General features: G+C 55.9%; 4 protein-coding genes. All 4 read right to left on the bottom strand.

Annotated elements, in window-relative coordinates; all coding sequences use genetic code 11:
- Positions 1-307: 307 nt before the first annotated feature.
- On the bottom strand, positions 308-1,102 hold the full coding sequence (locus tag V6C07_RS00085; protein WP_333534297.1) for an inositol monophosphatase family protein: 795 nt from the start codon (positions 1,100-1,102) through the stop codon (positions 308-310).
- 287 nt (positions 1,103-1,389) lie between these two features.
- On the bottom strand, positions 1,390-2,397 hold the full coding sequence (locus V6C07_RS00080; protein ID WP_333534296.1) for a proline racemase family protein: 1,008 nt from the start codon (positions 2,395-2,397) through the stop codon (positions 1,390-1,392).
- Between the two features lie 67 nt (positions 2,398-2,464).
- Complete coding sequence (locus tag V6C07_RS00075) at positions 2,465-3,967, bottom strand: aldehyde dehydrogenase (RefSeq protein WP_333534295.1); 1,503 nt, start codon at positions 3,965-3,967, stop codon at positions 2,465-2,467.
- Between the two features lie 189 nt (positions 3,968-4,156).
- Positions 4,157-4,598: (2Fe-2S)-binding protein (locus V6C07_RS00070; protein WP_333534294.1), on the bottom strand; the 442-nt coding region annotated here is incomplete at its 5' end.

Below are 4,598 nucleotides of genomic sequence, written 5' to 3'. Positions count from 1 at the left end.
GCTCATTTGCTTGAATCTGTTCGGCAAGGATTCTCTGGAAGAACTTCTGAATCCGCGAAGACGAAAAACTATAAACACCTATAGTTATAGCCTGTTAGCTATGGGTGCTTAACCGGACAACATTGGCGCGTAAAGTAAAAAATGGCATACCCAAACCAGATGGACACCATCATATGTATACGCCAATAGTTATAGTCTTTATCAATTTCTTCTGTATTCTTGGTGACAGGACGAACAGGGGAAGCCTTAAAGAAATTTAACATGGCAAATCCTTGTTGCAAAACAAAAGAAACATGTGACTGTATGGCTAACTGTGTGCCTCAATTTCACGCAAAACCTGCTCATGCAGTTTTTTGTCTCCGCAAGCCAGAACCTGCATGCCAGAGTGCATGGTCAGCGGATTTCCATTCCAGTCGGATATAATGCCTCCTGCCCCTTCAATGATGGGCACAAGGGCGCAGTAATCCACTTCGCGCATGATGCCGCTGTCAAAACAAACGTCTATTTTTCCCGCAGCAAGGCTCATGTAGCCGTAGCATGCGCCGCCGTAGACGCGCCATTTGGTGGCGGCAATAAGGCGATTGTAGGCTGCCCGGTCCGAGTCAAAGACAAATTCTGTATTGCTTGAAGCTGCGAGGGCGGTGGCAATATCAGTATGGGGGCGGGTTTGTATGGGCAGGCCGTTGACTGTGGATTGTTGACCCTTTACGCCCACCCAACGTTCGGCCATGACGGGCATTTCAACCACACCAAGCACGGGTGTACCGTTGCGGCACAAGGCAATGAGCGTTCCGTAAAACGGATAGCCCACAATGAACTGCCGCGTGCCGTCAATGGGGTCAATCACCCAAACGTATTCGGCTGTGGCGGCATTTGCCCCATATTCTTCGCCAAGCATGCCATGATCTGGAAACGCTTCGGAAATAAGCGAACGTATTTCTCGCTCCACACGCTCGTCAGTTTCCGTCACAGGGCTGGCATCTGTTTTTGTTTTGAAGTCGTAATTGCCACGTAGGTACTTTTGCCGATGTTCAGTCAGTATCTGGCGTGAAATATCCGCAGCCTGCATAGCTATTTTTAGAAATTTGTCATACGCGCACATTTGGTTGCCTCCGGTTATGGTGGGTGAATGACGTGACCGATAATCGACAAGCCCTGCAAAAGCGCCTACTGCCGGTCTGTGTTACGACTTGAATCCACCTGATTTTGTTGTCCCACTTTGGGAGGGTTAGAGGGTCAGAAGCCGGGGCATATCCGCCTTTGAAAAGGCTTCATGCTCCAGCGCTGCACACCTGTGCAACATGCTGTGAAACTGCGTGTTTTCAACAAAACCAGCAAAGTTCAACACTGCGGCATGTAAAACGCACGGTGTTTTACTGTGGGGAATGCCTAGTCCAGTCGGAATCCGTGCTTGAGGGCGTCCTCCGGGTCAATGACAAATTGGTGAAATCCGGTGAGGTAGGCCGTGCCGCTTACTTCAGGCACTCCGCCCTTGCACGGGCCGACGGTGACAGGCTCGATGATTCTGGCCGTGAACTGCGTGCCGATGACGCTTTCGTGTATAAATTCCTGATTCAGCGCCAGATCACCTTTGGCAAAAAGAGAGGCCACACGGGCGGATGTCCCCGTGCCGCAGGGGGAACGGTCAAGGGAGTCGGGCAGGAATACCACGGTATTACGATAGGTGGCTTTGGGATCATCCGGTCTGGTGTAGAACATCACGTGCGTGATGACATTGATGAACGGCTTTTCGGGATGCTTGAAGTCCACGGCTTTACGCACTGCGCCGCCAAAAGCCTGAGCTGCCTTTTCAATGGCCGCGCGGTGGCCGGAGCGCAGATCAAGACCGGGAAAATATTTCGCATCGGTAATGGCATATGTATTGCCGCCGTAGGCCACGTCGTAGGGAACCTGGCCTACGCCGGGAACTTCAACCGTGCCTGAGCAGAAGAGAAAGGACGGAACATTGCGAAAGGTTACGCGCTGTACCTTGCCGTTCCTGATTTCGGCCCTGGTGCGAACAAGGCCGGCGGGCGTGTCTATGTTGACATTGCACACATCGCCCTCAGGGGTAACGGCGCCGGTTTCGAGCATGGCTGTGACGCAGCCGATGGTGCTGTGTCCGCACATGGGCATGAGGCCCCCGGCATCAATGAAAAGTATGCCCATATGGGCTTCGGGATCGCAGGGGGGAACCCATATTGTACCCGACATATTGCTGTGTCCGCGCGGTTCAAGCATGAGGGCGCTGATGAACTGGCCGAGGTGCTTACTTGCGTAAGCCATTTTTTCCTGCATGCTGCTTCCCGCAATGGCGGGGCATCCGGCAATCACGTTGCGCGTGGGGTTTCCGGCCGTGTGGGTGTCAATGGTCTGGATCATGTGGGATAGATTCATGGCGTCATCCTCGCCGCTGAAAGCCGGGCAGCCCCGGCGAAAACCGAGGCTGCCCGCAGATGTGCGGCTACCTGTCCAGGTTGATGAAAATGGTCTTCTGTTCGGTATACTGGTCGTGCGACTCGCGTCCCTTGTCCTTGCCGCCGAATCCGGAAAGCTTGTACCCGCCGAAAGGCGTGCTGTTATCGCCTTCGCTGAAGCAGTTGACGGAAACAGTGCCGGCCTTGAGAGCGCTCGCAAAAGTATGGGCCTTGGTCAGGGATTCGGTAAAAATGGAAGCGTGCAGGCCGTAACAGGTGTCGTTCGCCAGGGCCAGGGCGTCTTCGTCAGAAGAGGCCGTAAGAATGGCCGTGACCGGGCCGAAGATTTCCTCGCGTACAATGGTGGCGTCGCGGCTCACGTTGTCGAAAATGGTAGGCTCTATGAAAAGGCCGCTGCCGATGTCAGCCGCCTTGCCGCCCGTGACGATGCGCCCGCCTTCGGCCTTGCCCTTTTCGATGTAGCCCATAACGCTCTTGAAGTGATGCTCGCTGACAAGGGAGCCGAGGGCATTGGCAGGATCAAGCGGGTTGCCCATTTTCCAATGGCTCAGTGCGGCCAGAAAAGCTTCAAGAAATGCGTCTTTTTTGCTTTCCGGCACAATGATGCGGGAGTTGGCCGTGCAGTTTTCGCCCATGTTCCAGAATGCGGCCGAGCAGGCGTGTTCCGCGGCGTGCGAGAGGTCGGTAACGTCTTCAAGCAGCACAAAGGGGCTTTTGCCGCCCAGTTCCAGCACCACGCGCTTGAGGTTGCTTTCGGCGGAGTATTGCAAAAAGCGGCGGCCCACGTCGGTTGAGCCGGTGAAAGAGAGCACGTCCACATCCATATGGCGTCCCAAGGCTTCACCCACAAGGCCGCCAGGGCCGGGCAGCACCTGAAGCACGCCTTCGGGAATGCCCGCTTCGGCAGCCAGTTCCGCAAGACGCAGGGTGGAAAGGGCGGTTACGCTGGCGGGTTTGATGATGACGCTGTTGCCCTCTGAAAGGGCCGGGCCGAGCTTCCAGCCGACCATTTGCAGCGGAAAGTTCCAGGGCAGCACGCAGGCCACCACACCCGCAGGTTCGCGCACGATGAGCCCGCGCTTGAAGTCGCCGGAAGGCGAGATGCTGCCGTACTGCTTGTCCGTGTATTCCGCATGCCATTCGAGGCATTCGATGGTTTCGGGCAGGTCGGTGCACAGGTTTTCACGAATGGGTTTGCCGCTGTCCAGACTTTCCAGTACAGCCAGTTCCACCATGTGTTTTTCCATCAGGCTGCAGAGCCGGAGGAATATTTTCTTGCGTTCGGTGGGGTGCATTTTTGACCACACGCCGGACTCAAAGGTTTTTCTGGCTGAGGCCACGGCCCTGTCCACGTCCTCTTGGCCGCAACTTGCAACGTTTGCCAGCGCTTTACCCGTGGCCGGGTTGCTGGTGACAAAGGTTTTACCCGAAGCCGCAGGCACAAATTTTCCGTCAATAAAGGCGAGATTGGGGTATTTCAGTTGAGAGGCCAGATTTTCGTATTCCTGGCAAGTTAGGAATCGCGACACGTTGGTTCCTCCTGTTGAAGAAGTGTTGTGTATCGGGGCCAGCTCCGCAGCGGGATGCGGACGGCAGTTTTCATTCATTTTTACGCATGGTTATTCGTCAGAAGTGCTGTTCTCTACTGTTTTTTCAAGCATGTCTGCGGGATGCTGCCCTGCTTCTGCCTCATGCAGCGCCTGCTATTGAAAACGCATTCAACTGGGATCCGGCGGCATGGGCATGTCGGCCAGTTGTGCCAGGCTCAGGGGAAAAAGCGGGGGCTGAGCCGTGTACTGCGGCAAGGCGTCAAGGGGAAGCCCTTGAGTATGGGCGATCATTTCAGCCACAGCCTGACCGCACATGCGCCCCTGGCATGCGCCCATGCCGGGCCGGGCCTGAGCTTTAAGCCCATCCGGCGAACAGCAGCCCTGGTTGATCACCTGGCGCAGGGTTTGGGCGGTAAGTCCTTCGCATCGGCATACGATGGCTTCGTCCGCGGGTTGCAGCATGGCGGGAGTGGGGGCGAAGTATTCGTCAAGAAAAGGCTGCAGCGCCCGGCAGCGCCTGATCATGCGCAGATGTGGGGCAGCATGGAGATCACGCCCGGGCATATCCAGCCGCCCAAGCTCGCGGCAGATGTCCAGCCCCGCCAGATGG

This window comes from Desulfovibrio sp. 1214_IL3152, assembly GCF_036763055.1.
In the GTDB taxonomy this organism is placed as follows: Bacteria; Desulfobacterota; Desulfovibrionia; order Desulfovibrionales; family Desulfovibrionaceae; genus Desulfovibrio.
Note: the sequence above shows the minus strand (reverse complement) of the source record. Positions and strands in the feature narration are given on the sequence as shown.